General features: G+C 46.3%; 19 protein-coding genes. 12 read left to right on the forward strand and 7 right to left on the reverse strand.

Going from position 1 to position 20,465, the window contains the following annotated elements; genetic code table 11:
• Positions 1–24 precede the first annotated feature (24 nt).
• Complete coding sequence (gene ffh, locus C943_RS16095; RefSeq protein ID WP_008629885.1) at positions 25–1,362, reverse strand: signal recognition particle protein; 1,338 nt, start codon at positions 1,360–1,362, stop codon at positions 25–27.
• A 211-nt stretch (positions 1,363–1,573) separates the two neighbouring features.
• Here ffh and C943_RS16100 point away from each other — a divergent pair, with 211 nt between their 5' ends.
• From C943_RS16100 to C943_RS16135, 8 genes are all read left to right on the forward strand, one after another.
• Positions 1,574–4,000: a YfhO family protein gene (locus tag C943_RS16100; protein WP_008629887.1), complete on the forward strand. Its 2,427-nt coding sequence runs from the start codon at positions 1,574–1,576 to the stop codon at positions 3,998–4,000.
• Positions 3,997–4,710, forward strand: a complete 714-nt coding sequence (locus C943_RS16105) for a class I SAM-dependent methyltransferase (protein WP_008629927.1) — start codon at positions 3,997–3,999, stop codon at positions 4,708–4,710. Before C943_RS16100 ends, C943_RS16105 begins: the two co-directional genes overlap by 4 nt.
• A 25-nt stretch (positions 4,711–4,735) precedes the next feature.
• Entirely contained in the window at positions 4,736–5,764 is a 1,029-nt protein-coding gene (locus C943_RS16110; RefSeq protein WP_008629928.1) for a glycosyltransferase family 4 protein, read from the forward strand.
• The gene (locus tag C943_RS16115; RefSeq protein WP_008629929.1) at positions 5,765–7,243 is read left to right on the forward strand and encodes a lipopolysaccharide biosynthesis protein; all 1,479 of its coding nucleotides are present in this window, start codon (positions 5,765–5,767) and stop codon (positions 7,241–7,243) included.
• Positions 7,244–7,773: 530 nt separating this feature from the next.
• A complete protein-coding gene (locus C943_RS16120) occupies positions 7,774–8,697 on the forward strand; it encodes a universal stress protein (protein WP_008629933.1) in 924 nt (307 codons plus the stop codon).
• 121 nt (positions 8,698–8,818) lie between these two features.
• Positions 8,819–9,364 (forward strand): RNA polymerase sigma factor, encoded by a 546-nt coding sequence (locus C943_RS16125; protein ID WP_040481034.1) that lies wholly within the window; start codon positions 8,819–8,821, stop codon positions 9,362–9,364.
• Positions 9,365–9,400: 36 nt separating this feature from the next.
• On the forward strand, positions 9,401–9,772 hold the full coding sequence (locus C943_RS16130) for a hypothetical protein (RefSeq protein ID WP_008629936.1): 372 nt from the start codon (positions 9,401–9,403) through the stop codon (positions 9,770–9,772).
• 10 nt (positions 9,773–9,782) lie between these two features.
• Positions 9,783–10,247 carry a Spy/CpxP family protein refolding chaperone gene (locus C943_RS16135; RefSeq protein WP_040481036.1) on the forward strand — a complete coding sequence of 155 codons (465 nt, stop codon included), beginning with the start codon at positions 9,783–9,785 and terminating at the stop codon, positions 10,245–10,247.
• 50 nt (positions 10,248–10,297) lie between these two features.
• Here the strand turns inward: C943_RS16135 and mscL are convergent, their stop codons facing one another.
• A complete protein-coding gene (gene mscL / locus C943_RS16140) occupies positions 10,298–10,696 on the reverse strand; it encodes a large-conductance mechanosensitive channel protein MscL (RefSeq protein WP_008629938.1) in 399 nt (132 codons plus the stop codon).
• Positions 10,697–10,921: 225 nt separating this feature from the next.
• On the opposite strand from mscL, the gene C943_RS16145 reads away from it, so the two are divergent.
• Entirely contained in the window at positions 10,922–11,296 is a 375-nt protein-coding gene (locus tag C943_RS16145; RefSeq protein WP_008629939.1) for a methylglyoxal synthase, read from the forward strand.
• Positions 11,296–12,282: a 6-phosphofructokinase gene (gene pfkA, locus C943_RS16150; protein ID WP_008629940.1), complete on the forward strand. Its 987-nt coding sequence runs from the start codon at positions 11,296–11,298 to the stop codon at positions 12,280–12,282. The genes C943_RS16145 and pfkA overlap by 1 nt, the downstream gene beginning before the upstream one ends.
• Before the next feature lie 97 nt (positions 12,283–12,379).
• On the opposite strand, the gene C943_RS16155 is transcribed toward pfkA, so the two are convergent.
• Positions 12,380–15,133, reverse strand: coding sequence for an outer membrane beta-barrel protein (locus tag C943_RS16155; protein WP_040481038.1), 2,754 nt, complete (start codon positions 15,131–15,133; stop codon positions 12,380–12,382).
• A 246-nt stretch (positions 15,134–15,379) separates the two neighbouring features.
• Positions 15,380–16,246, reverse strand: coding sequence for an alpha/beta hydrolase (locus tag C943_RS16160; RefSeq protein WP_008629943.1), 867 nt, complete (start codon positions 16,244–16,246; stop codon positions 15,380–15,382).
• A gap of 180 nt (positions 16,247–16,426) precedes the next feature.
• On the opposite strand from C943_RS16160, the gene C943_RS16165 reads away from it, so the two are divergent.
• Positions 16,427–17,335: a sulfurtransferase gene (locus C943_RS16165; RefSeq protein ID WP_008629945.1), complete on the forward strand. Its 909-nt coding sequence runs from the start codon at positions 16,427–16,429 to the stop codon at positions 17,333–17,335.
• Between the two features lie 34 nt (positions 17,336–17,369).
• Complete coding sequence (locus C943_RS16170; protein ID WP_008629946.1) at positions 17,370–17,696, forward strand: hypothetical protein; 327 nt, start codon at positions 17,370–17,372, stop codon at positions 17,694–17,696.
• Between the two features lie 84 nt (positions 17,697–17,780).
• Here C943_RS16170 and C943_RS16175 read toward each other — a convergent pair whose 3' ends face one another.
• From C943_RS16175 to C943_RS16185, 3 genes are all read right to left on the reverse strand, one after another.
• Entirely contained in the window at positions 17,781–18,629 is an 849-nt protein-coding gene (locus tag C943_RS16175) for a carboxypeptidase-like regulatory domain-containing protein (protein ID WP_008629947.1), read from the reverse strand.
• A gap of 91 nt (positions 18,630–18,720) precedes the next feature.
• Positions 18,721–19,383: a DUF2306 domain-containing protein gene (locus C943_RS16180; protein ID WP_008629948.1), complete on the reverse strand. Its 663-nt coding sequence runs from the start codon at positions 19,381–19,383 to the stop codon at positions 18,721–18,723.
• A 132-nt stretch (positions 19,384–19,515) separates the two neighbouring features.
• Positions 19,516–20,331 (reverse strand): LytR/AlgR family response regulator transcription factor, encoded by an 816-nt coding sequence (locus C943_RS16185; RefSeq protein WP_008629950.1) that lies wholly within the window; start codon positions 20,329–20,331, stop codon positions 19,516–19,518.
• Positions 20,332–20,465 lie beyond the last annotated feature (134 nt).

Below are 20,465 nucleotides of genomic sequence, written 5' to 3' on the forward strand. Positions count from 1 at the left end.
TTGACTTTGGATCAACCAGGTTTTTTATCTTCTTCCCATCTTCGGCATCATGCCTCCGAGGGCCTTTTGAGCACCGCCCATTTTGTTCATCTGCTTCATCAGCTTCCGCATATCGTCGAATTGCTTCATCAGGTTGTTGACCTCGGTGATATTTCGGCCCGAACCCGCCGCAAGCCTTTTCCGCCTACTGCCGTCAATGATGTCGGGATTTTCACGCTCCTTCGGTGTCATACTGCGGATGATTGCCTCAATGGGCTTGAACGAATCGTCGTCGATATCCAATCCTTTCATCATCTTGTTCATACCGGGAATCATGCCCATGAGATCCTTGATATTTCCCATTTTTTTGACTTGTTCCAATTGCGACAAGAAGTCATCAAAATTGAATTGGTTCTTGCGGATTTTGGCGTTGATGCGCTTGGCTTCTTCTTCGTCGAAAGACTGCTGTGCACGCTCTACCAACGAGATCACGTCGCCCATGCCCAAAATCCTCTGGGCCATCCTATCAGGGTGGAAAACGTCAATGTTTTCCATCTTTTCACCCGTAGAAATGAACTTGATCGGCTTATTGACTACGTGGCGGATCGAAATCGCCGCACCACCGCGCGTATCACCGTCGAGCTTTGTGAGCACCACGCCGTCAAAATTCAGCCTTTCGTCAAAAGTCTTCGCAGTATTCACCGCGTCCTGACCAGTCATGGAATCGACCACGAAAAGGGTTTCGGATGGATTCAAGGCTTTCTTCAAAGCCTCGATTTCTTGCATCATCTGTTCGTCCACAGCCAAGCGGCCCGCAGTATCGACGATGACGATTTTCTTACCGGTTTTCTTCGCGTGCTCGATCGCCCGGCTGGCAATCTGAAGTGCATTCTTGTTTTCAGGCTCGGCATAGACTTCCACGCCGACTTGCTCGCCCAATACTTTTAACTGGTCGATCGCAGCTGGTCGATAAATATCACAAGCCGCCAACAACACCTGCCTACCTTGCTTTTTGAGCAAGCTGGCCAATTTTCCTGTAAATGTCGTCTTACCAGAACCCTGCAAACCGGAAATCAGAATCACTGCCGGGTCACCTTTGATATTGATGTCTACTTTGGATCCACCCATCAATTTGGTGAGCTCCTCTTGGGTGATCTTTACCAACAATTGGCCAGGAGAAACGGCGATCAACACGTCCCTTCCGAGCGCCTGTTCCTTGATGGTATCTGTGACTTCTTTGGCTACTTTATAGTTGACGTCGGCGTCTATCAAGGCCCTTCTGATTTCCTTGACGGTGGTGGCGACGTTGATTTCGGTGATCTTTCCGGTGCCCTTCAGTGTCTTGAAGGCCCTGTCTAACTTGGAACTAAGATTATCAAACATACTTTGATCGATTTGCTGCAAAAATAGGAATTAATTTGGGAAATGGGGACTGGGAATCATGAGGCATTTGACCAAGATTTCCAGTAGCAGATAGGTGCCGAATCGTAATTTGTGGCTATTCGAAGACCTTGGCAAGTTTCTATCTCGCTCGGGAATGCCTCGGGTTCGTTTATTTTTTTAATTTGCAGCTTCATTCACACAGCGATATTTCATGCCACTGAATTTCAAGAAAGACATTATGCCCCATGCTTTGGGGATTCTGATATTTTACCTGTTCGTGCTGTTTTATTTTTCCCCCATCGTGTTTGACGGAAAGATCATGTTCCAATACGATATCCTTCAGTGGGAAGGAGCAGCCAAGGAGCTTTTGGACTACCGGAAAGCGACGGGTGAGGAAGGACTTTGGTCCAATAGAATGTTCGGCGGCATGCCTGCTTACCTTGTCAGTCTGGAAATCCCGGGCGATATCACCAACACACTGATCAAAGTCATCACGCTGGGACTCCCCCACCCGATCAATTCGCTGTTTTTTGGCATGGTCAGCATGTATATCCTCCTGTTGGGTTACAAGGTGAGGCCTGAGTTTTCGATTGCAGGAGCGATCGCCTTTGCGTTCAATACCTTTCACCTCATCAGCCTCGAAGCTGGCCACAACGCCAAAATCTGGGCGATTTGCCTGATTCCCTTGATTTTGGCGGGGATTCACCTGACGTTCCAAGGAAAAAGACTTTTGGGTCTGGCCTTGTTTGCCTTGGGATTGATGCTTCAGCTTAAGTTCAACCACTTGCAGATCACCTATTACACCGTCTTGATCGTCCTGATTTATGGGTTGGGTGAACTGGTTTGGGCAATCAGGGAAAAAGCAGTACCTCATTTCGCCAAGGCCATTGGGATACTTATCATTGGGGCCATACTCGCCGTTGGTGCCAACCTCACCAGGTTCATGACCGTGTTGGAATATGGCAAATATTCAACGAGAGGTGCTTCCAATATCGGCCAAGCGGCCGAGGGACAAGGTGGATTGGACAAAGACTACGCCTTCAATTGGTCCCAAGGAAAACTGGAAACACTCACGCTGCTCGTGCCCTACATTTACGGCGGCGCGAGCACCGAACCGCTTCCGGAAAACTCCCAAACCGAGCAGGCGCTCCGTGCCAACGGTGTGGACAATGCCCAGTTGAATGGATTCATCAAGCAAGCGCCCACCTATTGGGGCGAGCAACCGGGTACAGGCGGACCGATTTATGGCGGTGCGGTGATGTTGTTCCTGCTGGTGCTGGGAATTGTTTTCGCACCGAAGAAGGACGTGTACATTTTTGTCAGCATTGCGTTTTTGTCCATTTTATTGGCTTGGGGAAAAAACCTCGCTTGGTTCAATTATGCACTTTTCGACTTTCTTCCCGGATACAACAAGTTCAGGGCCGTAACCATGGCCTTTTCGATGACCCTGTTTGCTGTTCCGGTTTTGGGCAGCTTGGGATTGGAGCATGCATTCAGGAATTCCAAAGATCCGAAACTACTTCAGAAACTGGGAATTGCATTTTTGAGCACTGGCGGGCTTGCACTTGTGATTTGGATATTGGCGGGCATGTTTGGATTTAGGGGAAGTGTGGATGCGAACCTGCCAGATTGGTTGGTCGAACCGCTTCAGAATGACCGTAAAGCCATTTTGCGGAGCAGCGCTTTGCGAAGTTTGATATTCATCGGGTTGGCGGCGGGATTGGTATTTGCTGCTTTCAAGGAAAAAGTATCAGCCCAGTTGGCGGGGATTGGAATAGCCTTGCTGATTGGCTTGGATCTGTGGATCATCAACAAACGCTATGTCAACGAAGAGTCCCTGCAATTCAATCCCTCTGAACAGTATTTTGCTGCAACGCCCGCAGACAAGGCCATCCAGAAGGACACAGGGCATTTTCGGGTTTTGAACCTCGATGATCCATTCAACAAAGCCCGGACAAGCTACTATTTCAACAGTGTCGGGGGCTATCATGGCGCCAAGATGAAACGGTACCAAGAATTGGTCGAAAATGCCTTGGGCCAAGAGATCCAAAACTTTATCCAAAAAGCACAAGCGGGTGATTTTGCGTGGAATGAGATTCCGATTTTGAACATGCTCAATACCAAGTACATAGTCGCCGGATCGGCGGAGAATGCGGTTTTCCAAAACCCGGCCAACTTTGGCGCCGCTTGGTTTCCAACCGCTATCAAGACCGTCACGTCCAACGACGAGGAGATGGAGGCGATCAAGACCTTGCCTTCCAGTGATGTTGCTGTGGTGAATTCAAGTGAATTTGGCGCTCCAAAAACTGGAAGCGGACAGGTTTTATCGGTCAAAGCAGAAAACCCTTCCCAACTGACCTACGAAGTCCAGGCGGACCAAGCAGGAATGTTGGTGTTTTCAGAGATTTTCTACCCCGTTGGCTGGAAAGCGTCGGTCGACGGGCAGGAAACGGCCATTATGCGCGCCAATTACCTGCTTCGCGCCATCGAGATCCCCCAAGGCAAGCATACCATTCAACTAAGCTTCGAACCTGACAGTTTCTACAAGACCAAGCTGTGGACGGTGTTGTTTCAGTATTTGGTCGTGTTGGTACTGATTGGCGGGCTCGTTCTTTACTTCAAACCAAGCAAATCATGAGTGATACCCAAGAGGTAAAGGAGTTTTACGACCATTACGTCGGCAAACAGGAAAAGATAGGCATCAATTCCCGGCATTTGAGCATTATTGACAAGTTGTTAAAGGCTGGCTTGAAGTCCGATCACCGTGTTTTGGAAGTGGGCTGTGGCATTGGGACGGTGAGTCAACTGATCGCGCGGAAAGCCCCGAAAGGAAAAGTTTTGGCTGTAGACATCAGTGAAAAGAGCATTGAGAAGGCACGGAATCTTTGGAAAGGCCTATCCAATCTGGCATTTGAGGTTTCGGATATGAGTGATTTCAACAAGCCTGGACAGACCTTTGATTTCTTTGTGTTTCCCGATGTCTTGGAACATATCCCCGTGGAGCAACATCCGGCACTTTTTGAAAAAATCAACAGGCACGCACATGCGGATTCGGTTGTCTTTATCCATATCCCCGCGCCAAGGTTTCTGGAATACAATATTCGACAGGAACCAGACAAGCTTCAGATCATAGACCAGCCTTTGGACACGGCAAACTTATTGGCGGCTTGGCGGGATAATGGCTTCTACCTAGAGAAAATGGAAACCTATCCGGTATTCTACGAGGAAAAGGATTACCAGTATTTTATCCTAAAAAGGAGTACGAAGATCAACAAAAGCACCCTGAGGAAGAAATGGCCGGTCTTCATCGAGCGATTGCTGATCCGGGTAAGAAACGGCCTCATTTAATTCCCCAAGAATAGCAATCTCTCTTATGGTAATCTATATCTATCCCGTTAGGACCGCATTTACAGACAGGGATATAGAGATGCTGAGATCCGGGTTTAAGGTCAGGCCTCTGGTCTTTACCCAAAATGCATGGTTACTTCTGCCTTTTTTTCTCATCCAATTCCTCCAAATCATCTTCTTGATGCCATGGACCACACATTGGGTTTGTTTTTTTGGCGGGTACCATACCGTCATCCCGAGTTTTTTCTCAAGGATTACCGGAAAAAAATGTGTCATCCTTTGCGGTGGCACTGATGCGGTAAACATGCCCAGCATTCAATACGGAAACTATCGGAAAATTTGGCTCAAAAAGGCCACCATTTTCAGTTTCAAAAACTGCAGTTTGATTCTCCCTGTTGCTGATTCATTGGTCAAAAATGAATATAGATTTGCACCCGATGTGCCCGAGAAACAAGGCCTTTTGAATTTGATCCCTGACCTGCGGACGCCGATCAAAGTGATCCACAATGGTTTCGATTCAAAATTTTGGATTGATTTCTACACACCAAGGGCACCGAAAACCTTCATTACAGTCGCAAAGGGAATTTCAAAAGCCAGTCGGGCAACCGTGAAAGGAATCGATTTGATCGAGCAAATTGCTCCGCTCCTGCCCGATTGCAAGTTTACTTTGGTCGGAGATATTGGTTATCAGGCAAAATCCGCTAATGTTGCTGTTTTGGGACCGATGGATTTGAATGGCCTTCGCCAGATACTGAACGAACATCGCTATTACCTTCAACTTTCCATGTCCGAGGGCTTTCCCAATGCCTTGGCCGAAGCGATGCTCTGTGGTTGTATACCGATAGGTTCGGAAGTTGGCGACGTGCCGGCCATCATCGGTGATGAGTCGTTGGTGCTCCCGCAAAAGGATCCTACCAAGTTGATTGAGCTTATTGATCGGGCACTCTCAATGGATTTTGAGGGGTATCGAAAGCGAGCGAGACAAAAAATTGTCAACGACTATCCCTATTCCAAAAGACAGTCTGAATTGATCCAAGCTGTAAAAAACGCCTAAATGGAGAAAATCGCCCGCCAATCCCTCCTCACCACACTCTCCTCGTACCTCGGCGTGGTGATTGGCTATTTCAATGTACTTTGGCTGCTTCCCTATGTATTGGACCCCGGGCAAATCGGTTTGTACCGAACGATTCAAGATATGGCATTGCTACTCGTCCCGGTCGCCCAGCTTGGCCTTGGAAATGGAATCACGCGGTTTTTTCCATTGGCCGCCGATAGCAAGAATTCTTTCCTGACATTTAGCCTTGCGCTCGCGTTTTTGGGATTTGTTTTGGTTTCCCTGATCTTCTGGCTGTTCAAACAGACGATCATCGACGCCTTTGCTGCCAACGCTCCGGAGGTCATAAATTTTTTGTGGGTTGTCGTTTTCATCCTACTTTTCTCGGTCCTCAATTCGATTTTGGATTCAGTTTGTAGGTCTTTTGTGAAGGTAGCAGTGCCGTCTTTTTTCAGGGAAGTGGTCAATAGACTCCTTGCCAGTATTTTGGTGGGTGTTTACTTCTTCGGCTGGATCGATTTTGAGCAAATGATCGGAGGCATGTCCCTCGTTTACCTGATCTCACTTGTCGGCATCACCGTGTATGTCAAGCGGCTCGGTTTATTCCAGTTGGACTGGAACTTTGGACGGATTCCACAGCCGATCAAAACCGATTTTCTCAAGTACAGTTTGATCACTCTCTTGGGTACCACAGGCTCTATGCTGATCATGAAAATCGACAGCCTCATGGTGAGTTCCATGATTGGGCTTGATGCGAATGCGATCTACACCATCGCTTTTTCGATCGCCATCGTCATCGAGCTGCCCAAGCGCGCCATCTCCCAAGTAGCTATGCCGCTCGTCGCGGACCATTTTGCCAACAATGACCTTCCTGCCATTCAGAAACTGTACAAGGAAATCGCAACCCACCAGTTTTTGATTTGTCTGCTACTCTTTCTAGGTATTTGGTCCAACATCGATAGCCTGTATCACTTTGTGCCAAACAAGGCAATCTATGAAGCGGGAAAATGGGTCGTGCTTTGGATCGGACTTTCGAAGCTGGTGGATATTCTCTTTTCGATCAACAGTGAGATCATCGTTTTTTCAAAGTACTATATTTTCAACATCACGGCGACATTTATCATGAGCATAGCGGTCATTGGCTTCAATCTGCTGCTTATACCCCAATATGGAATCGAAGGAGCTGCATTTGCCTCCTTCTTGGCGATGTTGCTATACAATGTCATCAAGTATTTGCATATCAAGATCAGAATGGATTTTGACCCATTTTCATGGGATATTGGCAAGTTATTCGTATTGGGCTGCGTGGTATACATCGCCCAATTTTACCTCTTTGGGGAATTCGAAAAAGGAATCGTGGATATCTTGGTGCGGTCAGCTTTCATTACGATCTCCTACCTTGCCGGAATTTATGGACTGCGGATTGCCTTCCAAAGTCAACAGCAACTGATCAAAAAAATAAAAAAGCTCAGGTCTTAGAGTGTTACCAAACCTCTTCATAGACAAGTTTTGAGCTGCCTGAAGTCCGCAAACGTCCACTGTTAACCTGCATCCTTGGATACGAGGTCCCGCCGATAGGATCGGAACGGGATGAGGCCTGTTTTTGGAAAGGGCTTCACTCGGTATTGTTTTTTAATTGTGAAGTCGGAACATGTCAGCGACCTGAGCCTATGCTGCGAATATACGAAATACCCGTGAAGTGGTTTTCGCAGCCAGTGAAATCGGAACAATTTATGCTGAAGTTTTGTGACGAGCGGCTTCAATTCAGCCAAAAAACTTTGGCGAGGGCTTTTGATAGTTGTATTTTTAACGGGAAATCAATTTCTTTATTCAGCATCCGGATTCTGAAATAAATTATCCTGCCCGGAATCCGATGGTCGCTGTAAGTAATATTCAAAATTTTCGACTGATCAAGATTAACAAGATTTGATTATTCGAAATAAAATTTCAAATTCTAGTTAGTTTTCTTCCATTTATTTTAATTTTGTTTTCCGAAAAGGCTTTTAGTGATGTACCAATTAAAGAAACTTATCGTTTGCCTGGACCAAACCGAAATGGACGATACACTTGTTCGTTTTGCCTCATTCATTGCCAGCGTCAACCAAACGAAGAAGATATATTTTACCAACGTCATCCGCAATCTGCAAATACCCAAGGAGGTTTTGGAGGAATTCCCCAACCTGATCGACAACATGGTCGAGGAACGCAAAACCCAAATGCAGGAGGTAGTCAAGCGGAGCTTTGGAAGGAATGAGGATGTCGAGTTTGCTTTTGTAGTCAAGGAAGGGCAATTGAGCAAAAAGATACTCAAGCTTGCCCACGAAAAGTCAGTGGACATGATCATCGTTGGACGAAAGGTGACTTTGCCTGGGACGGGTGTTGTGTCCCAAAGATTGGCCAGAAGGGCCAGTTGCTCCTTGTTAATAATTCCTGAGAACTCCATCCCAAATATCAAGACACTCCTTGTACCGTCGGATTTCTCGGACTATTCCAAGGATGCGCTTGAAGAAGCGATCATGATCGTGGAAAAATATGGAGGTAAAGCAGAGATTGTCGTTCAAAACGTATTTACGATTCCTTCAGGCTATCATTTTACGGGAAAGAGTTATGAGGAATTCACTTCAATCATGCTCATGCATGCGGAGATCAATTACAAGAAGTTTATCCGAAAGATTGATGTAAAGAAAGTCAAAATCACGCCCGTTTACACCCAAGATGACGATGATGACCCTGTAGAGGAAATCATCGCCAAAGCCAAGGATATCAAGGCCGATGCAATCATCATTGGTGCCAAAGGACGTACAGCAGCCACAGCACTCTTTATAGGAAGCATGGCGGAGCGACTCATTCAGTTAAATGACACATTTCCACTGTTAGTAACCAGGCCAAAAGGAAAAAATGCAGGCATCTTGGATTATATACTGGAGATATAACGTTCAGATTGGATACCCCAATTCGTTCCGATCCTCCTGAAGGATCGGAATTTTTATTTTCAGGAATTTTAAAAGGTTTGATTAAACTTTTGGTAGCCTTAACAAGTCCAAAGGCATCAACATGACATATTCAGATCAAAAAATTTTGGAACTGATCGGCAATCCCAGTACACGAGAAACCGGGTACAGGGCACTTGTCCTTTCATACCAGAAAAGAATCTATGGCATAATCCGAAAGATGGTCATTATCCATGAGGATGCCGACGATGTCACGCAGAATACCTTCATCAAGGCGTTTCGAAATATCCAAAAGTTCCAGAGTAACTCCAGCCTATTCACTTGGCTGTATCGTATTGCCATAAACGAAAGCCTGAACTTCCTCGAAAAAAAGAAGCGGAGGTTTTTCCTTCCGATCGAGGACCATTATGAAGCGATGGAAAACTACCTGTCTTCGAGTCACTTGGTGAGCGGAGACTACATAGAAATTAAGCTTCAGAAAGCATTGCTCAAACTCCCCGACAAACAGCGGTTGGTATTTAACATGCGGTATTTTGAGGATTTGTCCTATGAAGAAATCAGCAAAATTACCGGGACTTCGGTCGGTGCACTTAAAGCGAGCTACCACCACGCGGTGAAAAAAATAGAAGTTGATGTTCAGTCAGAGTAAACCATTTCAAACATAAATTGTCTAAATTCCAACGAGATGACACCACCCAAGAGAAATATATTCCACACTCCAGAAGGCTATTTCGAAAGGCTACCGGAGGAAATACTGGCGAAATCGCATAAAAAACAGCATTCAGCAAAGCAAATCTATTGGTATGGTGCGGTAGCTGCGGCATTGATTTTCGCGATTATGCTGACGATTTTCCTACAACAAACTCCTGAGGAACAGGTGGATCTTGAAGCAAACCTGCAACCCGAAATCGAAATGTACATCAATTCGGGCCATTGGCAGGCCGAGGACATCCTTTCTTTTGCAGACAACCCCGATGAACTGCTGGAGGAAATAATCCTTACTGAATGGGGTGCAGGCGAATCACCCGAAGAAGAACAAGAAGATGGTTGGTTTTGACCCAAAGAATATGAAGAAAATACTCATCATAGCTTTCATGACATTGTGGCTGGCGCCAGGATTGGCCTTGGCCCAAAGACCTGATGCTACCTACGACAAGGAAAAACTTGAATCAGCCAGGGTTGCATTCATAACAAACAGGCTTGACCTTAAGCCGGAACAAGCGGAAAAATTCTGGCCGCTCTTCAACAAGTACAATGACGAACGCAGCCAAATGATGGAACAATTGTCGTCGCTTAACCGAAGTTCTATGAATGAAACCAGTGACGCCAAGGCCAAAGAAATTGTCCAACAACGATTTGTGCTGCAGCAAAAAATGCTGGATAGGGAAAAGCTATTTATGGACGACGTTATGAAAGTCATCACGCCTGTTCAGGCGGTGAAACTCGGCGGGGTCAATCGGGAATTTACAAGACAGGTATATCGCATGAACCAAGGTCGACGGCACGGAGGAGGGCAATCAACGGAGAAATAAAAAAAGGAGGCCATGTTTGGGCCTCCTTTTTATTTTTGGATGGGTTTCTGTTATTTCTTCAGCAAATCGCGGATTTCCTCCAAAAGTTTCTCAGAAGGCGTTGGTGCAGGTGGTGCGGCGGGAGCGGCAGCCTCCTTTTTCTTGAATGAGTTCATCGCTTTGATGGCCATGAAGATCACAAAGGCGATAATCACAAAATCGACCACATTTTGGATGAAATTTCCGTAGCTGAGCACGACTGCCGGCAAATCCCCTTCAGCCTCCTTGATCGTAATACTGAGATCCTTGAAGTCAACACCGCCCAGGATCACGCCAATAGGTGGCATGATCACATCATTGACCAATGATGACACGATCTTTCCAAACGCGCCACCGATGATGACCGCAACAGCTAGGTCGACTACGTTGCCTTTGAGGGCAAATTCCTTAAATTCCTTTAATAGACTCATAAGTTGATAGTTTTGATTGTTAGAATGTTTGATGCAATTAAAATAGTCAAAAAAGGAAACACTTACAGGTTCCTGAAGATTTTTCTGATTTCAACTTCATCGCCTGATTCTCGAAAGACAATTTAATACCCACGATATTGAGGCAATATTAAATATCAATCTGAAAGGGTGAAACCTACAAAAATTTCTAAATTTAGCGCTGAAAACCTATTAAACACCCTTTTGATGAAAATCGCATTGATTGCCCATGATGGAAAGAAGGCCGATATGGTACATTTCCTCAGTGGATTTAGAAAAAGGTTGATCTCCACGGACGTTGAACTGTATGCGACAGGAACCACGGGATCGCATATCGAAAAATCGGGAATTCCTGTCAAAAAATTGCTATCGGGACCATTGGGTGGTGATGCCCAGATTGCGGCCATGGTTGCCCAAAAAGAGTTATCCATGGTCATATTTTTCCGTGATCCTTTAGATAAACACCCACACGAGCCAGACGTGCAGATGCTGATGAGGCTTTGCGATGTCCACAACATTCCCTTGGCCACCAATCCAGCGTCTGCGGAGCTCATGATCAAACAATTAATTGCAAAAATTTAATGGAACCAAAGACTATCAAAAGAATAGGCGTATTGACATCAGGCGGAGATGCGCCGGGAATGAATGCAGCCATTAGGGCCACTGTACGCGCAGGGTTTTACTACAACCTGGAGATGTACGGCATCTACCGTGGCTATGAGGGTATGATCGGTAATGAGATAAAGAAACTCGAAACCAAACATATCTACCACGTCCTGGAACGAGGCGGGACTTTTCTGAAGTCAGCACGAAGTGAGGAATTCAAAACTGCGGAGGGAAGGAAAAAAGCATACGAAAACCTTACCAAACACGGTATTGATGCCCTCGTGATTATCGGTGGTGATGGTTCGCTGACGGGTGCCCATCTTTTTTACAATGAATACGGGATCCCGTCAATCGGAATCCCGGGAACGATTGATAATGACCTGGCAGGCACCGATTTGACTATCGGCTTTGATACTGCTTGCAATACGGCCATTCAAGCTATTGACAAAATCAGGGACACAGCGACCTCCCACGACCGATTGTTCTTTGTGGAAGTGATGGGAAGGGATGCGGGATTCATAGCGATCAACGCGGGAATAGGTAGTGCGGCCGCGGCGACATTGATCCCAGAGAAAAAAATGCCCATCGAACGACTTGTCGAACGGCTCAAGGCGAGAACAGCCCAAATGAAGCAATCCAACATTGTGATCGTCGCAGAAGGCGGAAAAAGTGGCGGTGCCGTAGAAATCGCCGATAAAATCAAAAAACAACTCCCATACTACGACATCAAAGTGACTATCCTCGGACACCTTCAACGCGGCGGCGCGCCAAGCGCTTTGGATCGGGTCTTGGCCAGTAAACTCGGGGTTGCGGCGGTCGAGGGATTGATCCAGGGGAAATATGACGTTATGGCTGGAATCATCAACAACAAAATCGTCTACACGCCAATTGCTAAAGCGATTGTAGGACATAAAGACGTGGACGAGGACGATTTCAGAGTTGCAAAAATACTTTCAACGTAGATATCCAAGCCACTGTATATCAGCAGAAAAAAGCTGTTTTTCGGAATCGAAAAACAGCTTTCTTTTTTGCCCTTATTGGGCTTGATTTTCTTCGGATTTATTGATTCGATTGGTACATCTCCTCGTATGTTTTTTCATCCATTCCTTTGCTAAACCTTCTCAGGTTGTATGAAAAACTGAGCATGAAATACCTTTGAAGCACATTGGTCTGGATGTCTTCGATAAAGGTTTCAGTAATGTTTCGGTTAACGTTGGCGTTTTGTCCCAAAAGATCATATACCATCAAACTGATCTCTCCTCTTTGGTTGGCGAAGACTTTTTTACCGAGACTCATATTGATCAGAGAAAAATTGGCATTAAATCCTTCCGAGAGACCAGTATTGATCTGGTGGTTGAGATCAAGTCGGTAAATGATACCTTCCCAAATGATCCAGTTGAAATTTACCCTAAATCGCTGTTGGAAAAACTCATTGTTCAAGTTTGGATTCAGCGTGTTGCGGACCTCATTGAAGGATGATCGTGACCAGATATTAAAGTCAATCTGATCACTGATGCTACTGTTGATCGAGAAGCCGGTGCTGAGACGCGTCGAATTGTTAAAGCCAATCGCGTCATTCACTTGACCGGGGCGTTGGGTAAATCCGAGGCCCGCATTGAGGTTGAAATTCGACTTGATAAATCCCAATGGCATTCCATAACTGAACCAAGAGCGAAAATCCATAAAACCATCCAAATTCACCGGTTTGTTCAGCTGCGACCCGCGCTCCAAAATGATCCCATCCTGGATCTCAGTAGGTTCGTTGGCGATAAAGGTGCTGTTTGCTATGAAATTGTTGGTAAGTCGTGATTGGGCAAAAACGAACCAGTTCTTGTCAGTATCCGGATTGTTACCCCTAAACCGCAAGCGAAATTGATTGGTGTAGGCTTGGTCCAAATTTGGATTTCCGGTACGCAACTGCAGTGGGTTCGTGTTGTCGATGACCTCTTGGAGTTGATTGATTTGCGGCTCGTTGGTGTAAGTATCATAATCCAATTGGATGTTGACATTTGGGGAAAATTTGTACTCATACCTCACGGTTGGCAAGAAGTTCACAAAATTTCGCTCCAAAGTTGTAGCACTTGGGAACTCTTGAATATTCTCAAGCGTGGCGTCCTGAAATTCAACCTCCGCTTGAAGTTTGGCCTTTTCGGTCGTGAACTGATAACCCAACTCCACTTCGTGGAAAAGATAATTACTGTTAAAAACATTACTCAATGCCGTATCAATTACCATGCGGCCACCGTTTACGTCCCTATCTTCCACATTGAAGGTAAGCTTGTCGGAGTCATTTTTGCGATTTCCAACTTGGTATTCCACCTCTGTCTGGCCCCGCGTCCCGATTGGTTCCGTGTAGGACACCCTCGCCTGCCAAGAATTCCCGTTTCGCTCGCGGGTAATTTTTTGATCCAGTACCTCCTCCCTCTCAGTTCCATCTTCAAAGAAAGTATTCCTAGCCAATCGTTGGGCATCGTCGATATTCCACCCCAAAGTGGAAATTCCACGAAATGTGATGCTTCTACCTGGTTTGCCGAACTTATGTCCATATATCAAGCGATTGGCGAAATCGTAGTCTTGATAGTAGCCGGTCCTGATGTTTTCAACCGAATTGATAATTTCCTGACCGTCTTCAGTCTCACCGTAGAAGCCCGAGTTTTCTGTTTCGTAACGAGCAGAAAATCTGGGAATGTACAGGATCCGGTTCTTTTCATTTGGATTCCATTCCAACCTCATATCGGCTTGGTGTTGCTTGTTGACACGTACGTCACGGGCAGTTTCTGAGTAGAATTTGTCCGATTCATCCGCTGTGACAAAGTCCCGGAATCGATTTACGATGCCGACATTTTCCCTGTTGGAATAGACGTAACTCCCCGTTACCTTAATTTTCTCACCCCAGTTGTCAGAGTAATTCAAACCAAGGATATTGGTGGTGATGATACCCTGCTGTGGATTTGAATTGTCCTGTGCGTTGGGGTCGCTGGAATAGTTCAGGATGTTGATGTTGTTGCTAAGTCCCGTCAGGGTAATCCGCTGGTCTTCGTCAAAGACATTCAAACTGAGACCCGCAAGATACCTGTCGTCGGTCCCATAGCCGGCAGTTCCTCTGCCAAATTGGCCCTTCCTACGGTTTTTCTTTGTAATGATATTGATTGTCTTCAACCTTTCTCCATCATCGAATCCACTGAGTTGGGCCTTTTCGCTTTTTTGGTCAAATATCTCTATTCTATCGATTACCTCTGCTGGAAGGTTTTGAAGCGCTGTCTTTACATCCGTTCCGAAGAACGGCTTGCCATCCACGAGTATTTGGGCAATATTTTCCCCTTGCGCCTGTATAATCCCATCCTGGGTCTGTACGCCCGGCAGTTTTTCGATCAAAGCCTGCGCGCTTGCGTCTTTCATCGTTTTGAAAGCATCGGCATTAAACATGGTCGTATCGCTTTTTTGGCTGCCAGTTGAACGGCGTGCCTCTACAATCACTTCGTTGAGGGCCTGGGCGTCCTCCTTGAGGAAAATATTCCCCAAATTAAGATTGGACTTTACGGATACGGACTGGAAAAAATTCTGATAACCAAGGTATTGCACTTTCAAGATATAATCCCCTTCGCTGATCCGGGTGAACTCAAATCGGCCATCCATGTCAGATACCATTCCTGCTACCTGTGCAGAATCCGCAACCGACAACATGAGTACATTGACAAAAGGCATCGCCGACTGGGTACCCGCCTCTAATATGGTTCCCCTGACCGAATATTCTTGGGAAAAAGCTCTTGAAACTGACCCCGCTAACAACAAAAAGATTAAAATATACTTCATTGGTTTGGTTTTATTTTCTTAATCATTCAAGGCTGTCATTCAGATGGACACACCATCATGATTATAACCACAAAGAAAACCTTATGGCTACGTAGGCTGAGTCGATTTTTGCTGAATGGTGCTATTTGTAGAGGAACCCTCCGTTTTGGGGAAGCAAAGGAATCACCCCCAAACCACTTGGATGTCCTTACGAATTCCCTACTGATTTTGGAGATTTTGAATTAGTATTAACTGTTTATCAGCTTGTTAACGCTGATGGAATCCCTCCGAGACGAAAGACAGGACATCAGGAAGCGATGTTCTCCAATAGCCCCATGTGTGGCCCCCATCTCGGATTCGGAACTCATGAGGAATTTCCTTTTTGCGGAGCTCTATATGCACTAGGCTATTGCCTTCATATAAGAAGTCGTCATCCCCACAATCGAAAAACCAACGCACCGACTTCATGTCTTTCGGATCGTTGGCTGCGATTTGCTGTAGGGCATTGTGCCTTTGGTAATATGCTTCCAATGTAGACGGGTTTTTGACTTCAACCTTGTTGTCGGCAAGGCCTTTTTTGTAATCCTCAAATGAAATATTCCGAAGGGCGGCACTCAAAGGGCAGGCCGCAGAAAACATCTCCGGATGGTGCATGGCATAGAAAAAGGTGCCACCCCCTCCCATCGAAAGTCCTGCAATAGCCCGAAACCGCTTCTCAGCCTTGATGCGGTAGCGTTTTTCGATTTCTGGAATAAACTCCTCAAAGAAAAAATCCTCATAGCGCCACTCATTGTTCACATCGTTGAAGTATCCCCTTCGGCCTGTATTCGCATCCGGCATGACGATGATCATCGGAGTCGCGATTCCTTCCCTGATGGCTTTGTCCGCAATATGCTGCACCTCTCCAAACTGCACCCAGCCCGTTTGGTCATCTCCTCCCCCATGCAATAAGTATAGAACAGGGTAGCTACGCTGGGAACTTTCATAGCCTGGCGGCAGATAAACCGCATATTTGCGATCCATACCGAGGATTTTGCTGGGCAGGCTGAGGTCATCAAATACCTTGCTCTCCTGCGCAAAGGCAGAAAATCCGATTAAAAAGGCAACAAGGGCTAAGGTTAATTTGTGCTTCATGATCGTGTGAACTATTTGCGCAGAAGTTTTGAAATATAAGTTCAAACTATTCCAAAAAGCCAAAAAACACCATGGATATCCCTACAAATGGCGAACATAGGAAAAATACGGTTGATTATTGGGGAGAAAGGATGGACAAAATGGAATTGTCCAGTGATTGCCGGACCAACGGTTCTGTGAGTGAAAAAGAATTGCGGCAGCAAGTCAGGACTTAAGGCCTCACTTACTATTTTTACCCTACTTTCTTTTGACATCATGGACGTTACCCCAATCATTTCAGCCAATGATCTGCTGACCCTCAATTCGGGCAGCTATGTACTCATTGATGCCAGTTTTGGCAAAGCCAACTTCGAAAAGAAGCACCTTAGGGGGGCACTGCACGTCGACCTCAATGCTGACCTCTCGGATATCAAGGAAAATGCTGCAAATGGCGGCAGGCATCCGCTGCCAAGCCCTGATGCCTTTTGTAGCCTGCTTTCCAAGCTTGGAATCGAACCTGAAGACCATGTGTTGGTATACGATGACAAAAATGGAGCCAATGCCGCCGCTCGATTTTGGTGGATGATGCGGGCCATCGGTCATCAGAAGGTACAGGTGCTGGATGGAGGATTGGCTGCTGCCGAAGCGGCAGGTTTTCCGCTGGAAACGGGAATCGGACCAGTCCCAAAGTCCACGACCTATCCAGCCAAAAACTGGAACCTTCCCCTTTCCAATATTCAGGAAGTAGAACGCGTATCACAAAACCCGAATTATCTCGTGATCGATGTCAGAGAGAATTTTCGCTACCGCGGTGAAAGTGAACCGATCGACTTGGTAGCTGGGCACATCCCTGGTTCGGTCAACGTTCCCTATTTTTCCAACCTGGATGAAAAGGGATTATATCTTCCCGCTGAACAACTGAAAACAAAGTACGCTGAATTGGTCGGGGGAAAAAAAGCCGAAAACATCATCGTCCACTGTGGTTCGGGGGTGACGGCTTGCCATACCTTATTGGCTTTTGCACAAGCAGGAATGGACATTCCGAAGCTGTACGTCGGCTCATGGAGCGAATGGTCCCGCAATGAAAAGACCATTGCAAAAGAGATTTAGACCAAAACGGATCAAACCTAACAACCATCAGCCCATGAAAACCGCCCTGCTTGTCACTACCATCTTGTACTTGGTCTCATTTCTTTATATCGCTTACCTGCTTGCCATGACCCTTTTTGTCCATTTTGCCAATATGAATCTTGGGCATGAGGATGATTACTTTGGTGACGTGACCAACATCATTTACCTGGTATTGACGCTTGTGTTTGGACTTTTTGCTGGGATCGGATGGTATGCCTACCGACACCCAAGCCTGCCTGCCGTATTCAAATGGCTGGTTTTTCTACCCTTGGGGCTCGTGTTGGCATACCTGATCTTTGCCATTTTCATCCTCATTTTTGGAGCCGGGAGGTGGAATTAGCGGATGCAGGGTTTGACCTTAGAAAAATCTTCCAATCAATCCAAGCCGGCAAATGCCGAGATTCCTCCAATCGTTTTTGTTGGCCTAATCCGCTGATTCCACGATGAGGACCATCGACGTAGACATGTTTGGAAAAACCTTCCAATCATTCTGGGCCCCATACTTGTAATAATGGGTTTGAAAAAGGGCCGGCATCGAAATATTCAAGCCGAACTGATTTCCCCGGCTACTGGCACCAATCCATTCGATAGCCGCGACAATGGTCCCGCTTAGGACGAGGTTTTCATTCTCCAAATCAAAAGTCACCCATCCTCTTTTGTGGGCAATCACGGGCCGAATGATTGGCCTTTGGTTGAGGTTCTTACTTGGCTTACCTGATTCCAAATCATAGAAATTGACCCGGATGAGCAGCGAGTCAAAGTTGTTGTACCCCACATAGAACTTCAGCTTTGAAACAAAATTCGCCCTGCTGCCCAATCGGAATTTCCGGCCGATCTGGGCGCCAAGATTCATGTTTGGCCTTTCGCTAATTGCGAGGTTGGTTTTCATGGAGGTTTTTTCATCCTTGTTGCCATATTCCTTGGTTTGCAGGCCGCCCGATTTCACGATCATTTCCTGCAGGACCAAGGTGGTTTCCTTGAGTTTGATATGCAGTTGATCCGTGGAGACCGCTTGGGAAATCGCCAGTTCTTCGGCTTCATACCCCATACAGGAAAAACGCAAAAGGCTGCCATCTTGCCGAGTTTCGTCGAGGATGAGTTCAAATTCGCCAGTGACTGTCGAAACCGTACCAATGCTCGTTCCCACAAAACCGATGTTGGCAAAAGGAATCGGACGGCCATTTTGGTCGGTAACCTTGCCGCTGATCGACACCTGGGCAGGTACCATGAATGGCAGCAAGACGGGTAGGAATAAAAGGCCAAGATTTTTCATGTCTTCGAGGGTTTATGATAAGGGAACATGGTATGGGCTTCGATATTTCTCGCAATACCAACCTTCGGCTTTTCTTAACACGAATGGCTGTTCACGGATTGAGCCTGAGCTTCTGTCGCCAAGCTTTGGAGGCCCGCCCGATCAGGATCGACCCAATGAGGGTCGGCGTCAGCCAAATCAGCCAACTGGGATTGAAACTGATATTGGTCACCAGAAATGCTGTGAGCGTCGCGATGTAGGCACCGCCAACCATGCCTATGTGTTTGATCAACCATGTCTTATCGCTTGGTTGGAATACCGGGTTTTTCAAAATCATCCGGAGATCCCTGAGTGCAAAACCCATCAGGATACCGCCAAAAACGGCCATGACGGATACCGAAAAGCTCCCCCGCTGCAACATTTCATAAATTGGTTTGAATACCATAAATCCCGACACAACGAGCGCTATGGCGATCGGCAAAATGTCTTTCCAGCCCGTTTGATAACTGTTTTTCAGGCGGAAATAGAAAATCGAACGATTTCCGACATGCGTCATATAAAGCGTGAACACTCCGACCGTGAATAGAAATGGGTTGGCTTTGAGTTGCGTCATGAGGATCGCGGAAAACCCCACGACGTACATGGCAAAAACGTACCACTTTCCGGATTTTTTGTGATTTGCTTCGCCTTTGCGGGATGAAATTGCCATGGCGCCAAACAGGAGTGCCAAAAACCCGGCGACGATGTGGATGATGAGAATGGCTTGGTAGAACATAGGTTTGTACGATTTTTCGTCAAACCTAGTGTCGCTCCCACAGCCGAAAAAATCCTTGGGCTACAGGAAAAGGAATTGGGATAGAAAGCAAACTTTGGGGTAAAATGCAAGAGTCTTGGTGCCGATTGGCAATCAGGATTGGAGCAGGTTCCTTATTTTTTCTACCATATTGCGGGAGACCGGCACCTCTTGGTCAAGGTGCTTCAGCCGGAGTTGCAGGCCCTGTGCATTGCCCTTAAAGCTCTCCACAAAATCCAAGTTTACAATAAAAGCCCTGTGGCAGCGCAGAATACGCATATGGCCTGCCAAGTCAGTCTCCACTTTGCCAAGCGTACTCCGCACCATGTTTTTCGACAGGCGTCCTTTTTCCAGATGATGGATTGCCACATAGTTGTCGGCAGTCTCTGCATAGACCAAATCGGCAGTATTGATCTCAAGATCGTCCTTCTTGAGTTCGGAATGGATACGGATTTTAGACTGGTCGGAATGCTCGGGGGCTGGATGGGTTTTTTGGATGCTGCCCGAAAGTTCATCTGCTTCCTTGATATTCGAACGGAGCAAATGGGTGTACTTCAACATCATATAGAAGAGGATTGGAAAAAAGCCAACGCCCATCGTGTAGAGTTGGAACATCAAAAACCCGCTGAAGCCTAGACCAATTTGGAACATGTAATTTGAGTAAAGTGTATTGAACACGCCGATCAGGAAGAAATTGATCATCACGATAAACAGCTCCCTGCCAAAAACCCACCGACTCTCTGAAAAAAACCCGGGGAACAGCCATCTCAATAATACTGTGGCCAATACCATCGTAAAAAAAGTGATAAGCCCATACACGACCGTGACCTTCAAAAGCCCCACGAAGCTATCTGCGCCAAGCCCGAATGGCTGGAAAAAGGAAAGGAAGAGAAACACAAAAATGGAGACAGACGCAGCAAACCAAGTCATTCTCCTGGTTGAATTCAGAGGATAGGGTTCATTCAATAACTGGAGTATCCACATATCGTAAATGTAAAGGAGCGACAAGCTATGCGCGGCTAAGCATAGCATAAACTTTGGAAATAGCTAAAACCGACAGGAAA

The sequence above is a fragment of the Mariniradius saccharolyticus AK6 genome (genome assembly GCF_000330725.2).
Classification (GTDB): domain Bacteria; phylum Bacteroidota; class Bacteroidia; order Cytophagales; family Cyclobacteriaceae; genus Mariniradius; species Mariniradius saccharolyticus.

Excerpts from the sequence above, each read along its gene's own strand:
- ffh (WP_008629885.1), bottom strand. The coding sequence starts at position 1,362 with ATGTTTGATAATCTTAGTTCCAAGTTAGACAGGGCCTTCAAGACACTG.
- C943_RS16100 (WP_008629887.1), top strand. The coding sequence starts at position 1,574 with ATGCCACTGAATTTCAAGAAAGACATTATGCCCCATGCTTTGGGGATT.
- C943_RS16105 (WP_008629927.1), top strand. The coding sequence starts at position 3,997 with ATGAGTGATACCCAAGAGGTAAAGGAGTTTTACGACCATTACGTCGGC.
- C943_RS16110 (WP_008629928.1), top strand. The coding sequence starts at position 4,736 with ATGGTAATCTATATCTATCCCGTTAGGACCGCATTTACAGACAGGGAT.
- C943_RS16115 (WP_008629929.1), top strand. The coding sequence starts at position 5,765 with ATGGAGAAAATCGCCCGCCAATCCCTCCTCACCACACTCTCCTCGTAC.
- C943_RS16120 (WP_008629933.1), top strand. The coding sequence starts at position 7,774 with ATGTACCAATTAAAGAAACTTATCGTTTGCCTGGACCAAACCGAAATG.
- C943_RS16125 (WP_040481034.1), top strand. The coding sequence starts at position 8,819 with ATGACATATTCAGATCAAAAAATTTTGGAACTGATCGGCAATCCCAGT.
- C943_RS16130 (WP_008629936.1), top strand. The coding sequence starts at position 9,401 with ATGACACCACCCAAGAGAAATATATTCCACACTCCAGAAGGCTATTTC.
- C943_RS16135 (WP_040481036.1), top strand. The coding sequence starts at position 9,783 with ATGAAGAAAATACTCATCATAGCTTTCATGACATTGTGGCTGGCGCCA.
- mscL (WP_008629938.1), bottom strand. The coding sequence starts at position 10,696 with ATGAGTCTATTAAAGGAATTTAAGGAATTTGCCCTCAAAGGCAACGTA.
- C943_RS16145 (WP_008629939.1), top strand. The coding sequence starts at position 10,922 with ATGAAAATCGCATTGATTGCCCATGATGGAAAGAAGGCCGATATGGTA.
- pfkA (WP_008629940.1), top strand. The coding sequence starts at position 11,296 with ATGGAACCAAAGACTATCAAAAGAATAGGCGTATTGACATCAGGCGGA.
- C943_RS16155 (WP_040481038.1), bottom strand. The coding sequence starts at position 15,133 with ATGAAGTATATTTTAATCTTTTTGTTGTTAGCGGGGTCAGTTTCAAGA.
- C943_RS16160 (WP_008629943.1), bottom strand. The coding sequence starts at position 16,246 with ATGAAGCACAAATTAACCTTAGCCCTTGTTGCCTTTTTAATCGGATTT.
- C943_RS16170 (WP_008629946.1), top strand. The coding sequence starts at position 17,370 with ATGAAAACCGCCCTGCTTGTCACTACCATCTTGTACTTGGTCTCATTT.
- C943_RS16175 (WP_008629947.1), bottom strand. The coding sequence starts at position 18,629 with ATGAAAAATCTTGGCCTTTTATTCCTACCCGTCTTGCTGCCATTCATG.
- C943_RS16180 (WP_008629948.1), bottom strand. The coding sequence starts at position 19,383 with ATGTTCTACCAAGCCATTCTCATCATCCACATCGTCGCCGGGTTTTTG.
- C943_RS16185 (WP_008629950.1), bottom strand. The coding sequence starts at position 20,331 with ATGACTTGGTTTGCTGCGTCTGTCTCCATTTTTGTGTTTCTCTTCCTT.